The sequence below is a fragment of the Geitlerinema sp. CS-897 genome, assembly GCF_028368005.1.
GTDB classification, from domain to species: Bacteria; Cyanobacteriota; Cyanobacteriia; order Cyanobacteriales; family Geitlerinemataceae; genus Baaleninema; species Baaleninema simplex.
Map to the genome: position 1 here is coordinate 1 of NZ_JAQNCQ010000344.1, position 2,709 is coordinate 2,709.

Below are 2,709 nucleotides of genomic sequence, written 5' to 3' on the forward strand. Positions count from 1 at the left end.
ATCGACAACGCCAGCCCTGCGACAGATCGAGAACGCAAATACCCGCTTGGGATTGCAAGTCTTTTCGACCCTTGCTACCGATCGCCCTACTGAAAACGCAGCGTTCTCTCCGACGAGTTTGTCAGTGCTGTTGGGACTGCTCTATCGCGGGGCGCGATCGCAAACCCAAACAGATATGGCGTTCGCGTTGGGATACGCCGGATTGACGCCTGAAGAGGTCGATGGTTACTACGATACCCTTTTAACCTCCTTCGAGGCGCTCGACTCGGATTACACCCTCGATCTGGCTAATGCAGTTTGGGGACAAGAAGGAGAAGCGTTCGACCCCACTTTTCTCGAAATCGCTCGAACGGTTTATCGAGCGACGCTCGAATCGATCGACTTTCAACAAATTACCATCGCCCTCGAGCAGATTAACGACTGGGCGGCCGCCGCCACCCAAAACCGCATTCAGAATCTGTTAACCCCCCGCGATCTCGATCCGCCTCCAGTCGTCGTTCTCACCAACGCCCTTTATTTTTTCGGAGGTTGGACGCTTCCGTTCGACGAAGATAAAACCGAACAGCGATCGTTCGCTCTCGTTGACGGCGGGCAAATCGAACATCCGATAATGTTCCAAGAGAATATGTTTCGATCACTGCAAACCGATCTCTTTCAAGCGATCGAACTTCCCTATGGCGATTCGGAACGCATCGTCATGTATGCGTTTCTCCCCCACGAAAACAAAACGCTGGCAGATTTCTACCGCCAACTCACCCTCGAAAACTGGAACGCTTGGCTCGAGTCGTTCGACTCGCAGTACTCTCGAGCGATCGTCGTGGGTTTTCCTCGTTTTCGTCTCGATAGCGACGCACAACTCAACGAAGCACTCCAATCCGCAGGACTCGAGAGTATATTTAGAAACGATGCAGATTTTTCTAACATCGTCTCGGATGGATTCTGGATCGATCTCGTCAAGCAAAAAATCTACGTTGAAGTGAACGAACGAGGAACGGAAGCGGCCGCTGTCACAGCAATTATCGGAACGCGAGCAGCTCCGCAACGAATCGTTTTCGATCGCCCTTTTTTCTTTGCCATTTGCGATACGGAAACTCAGGCGATTTTATTTCTCGGTACCGTCGTCAACCCTCGATCGTGACGCGAGTTCGACCGTTCTCGATACCCGAACCTGTTTTTTTGCGATCGCGATGCGTCAGTCTTCTAGCCGCGTTTTACAAACGCTGACCCCCTATCTCTTCCTACTCCCGGCGGGACTCGTTCTCCTCGTCACCGTCTTTTTTCCCACCGCCCAAGCCTTTCTTCTCAGCTTTACCCGCTACGAATACGACCTCACCCAAGCCCCCCAGTGGATTGGCTGGGCGAACTTTCAACGGCTTTGGGTCGATCCGATTTTCTGGCAAACCTTGCGTCAAACTCTTCTCTATCTCGTGGGGGTCGTTCCCATCCTCGTGACCGTTCCGCTCGGTTTGGCAATTCTCGTCAACCGTCCCCTCAAAGGCATTTCCTGGTTTCGCGCTTTCTACTACACTCCGGTCATTTTGTCAATGGTCGTCGCGGGATTAGCCTGGAAATACCTTTACGCCGAAAACGGGCTGTTCAACCAAATTTTGCAGCAGTTGGGAGTAGAAAACGGGTTTCCCTGGCTGACGAGTCCCAAATTCGCCCTGTTTAGCGTCATGGCGGTGACAGTGTGGAAAGGATTGGGGTATTACATGGTGGTGTATTTGGCGGGGTTGCAGTCGATTCCCGAGGAATTGTACGAAGCGGCGTCTCTCGACGGTTCCGACGGGTGGCGCAAACATTGGGACATCACCGTTCCGTTAATGCGTCCTTATTTGTTGTTGGTGGGGACGATTTCGGCGTTGTCGGCGACGAAGGTGTTCGAGGAAGTGTACGTGATGACTCAAGGCGGTCCTCGCAACAGCTCGAAAACCGTGGTGTACTATCTGTACGAACAGGCATTCGATCGCCTGGAAATCAGCTATGCTTGCACGATCGGTTTAGTTTTGTTTTTGCTGATTTTGGGGCTTTCCTTTGCCAATTTGAAGCTGACTCAGCGGTAGTAGGTTTGGATTTTTTATTGCTTCATTTTTGAAAGACTACAGAAGTGAGATGCTCCCTCCTAAACCTATTGTAAAATTGCAATACACTCACTGAATTTGGCATTTTACAAGATTCGTGGCTTTCAGTTCAACACCTCTGAGCTTTTCCATTCATTTTGATTTGATTTGATACCTATGCCACAAACCAAAACACATCAAAGCAATCATAATAAAGAGGAGAGTGAGTCCCGTATCGATATTCAAATATGCTTCGCAGAATAGGGTGGCAAAAAAAGCTATCCCTAAGAGATAATAAATAGGATATTTTAATTTTACGCAATCCCACACATTTACACAATACAGAGCAGTTAATATAATGCCGCCGACTGGTTCGACGTTGACATCAAAGTAGTCTCCATATGCTAACACGATAAATAAAGCTATTCCTAATAAATAAGCTAAAGAACTTATTGAAACTCTCCTAACTCGGGCTTGCTGAACAAAACTGAAATGTAGACCCAGTAAGAATTTTGGGACTTTTTTTCAGAAAATGGTGCAAGGTTTTCCGATCGAGAAGCTCAAAAACCTTGGATTTTCGTCGGCGATTACCGATTCAATTGGGAAGCTAGAGTCCAAAACGACCATTGGGCAAGCTGTACGGCATCAG

2 protein-coding genes are annotated in these 2,709 nt (G+C 48.8%); both read left to right on the forward strand.

Features of this window, described 5'->3' with window-relative positions; genetic code table 11:
* The coding region (locus POG22_RS21835) for a serpin family protein (RefSeq protein ID WP_498907108.1) at window positions 1–1,138 on the forward strand (1,138 nt) is incomplete at its 5' end.
* A 49-nt stretch (window positions 1,139–1,187) separates the two neighbouring features.
* Window positions 1,188–2,063 (forward strand): carbohydrate ABC transporter permease, encoded by an 876-nt coding sequence (locus POG22_RS21840; protein ID WP_063717558.1) that lies wholly within the window; start codon window positions 1,188–1,190, stop codon window positions 2,061–2,063.
* The last annotated feature ends 646 nt before the right edge of the window (window positions 2,064–2,709 follow it).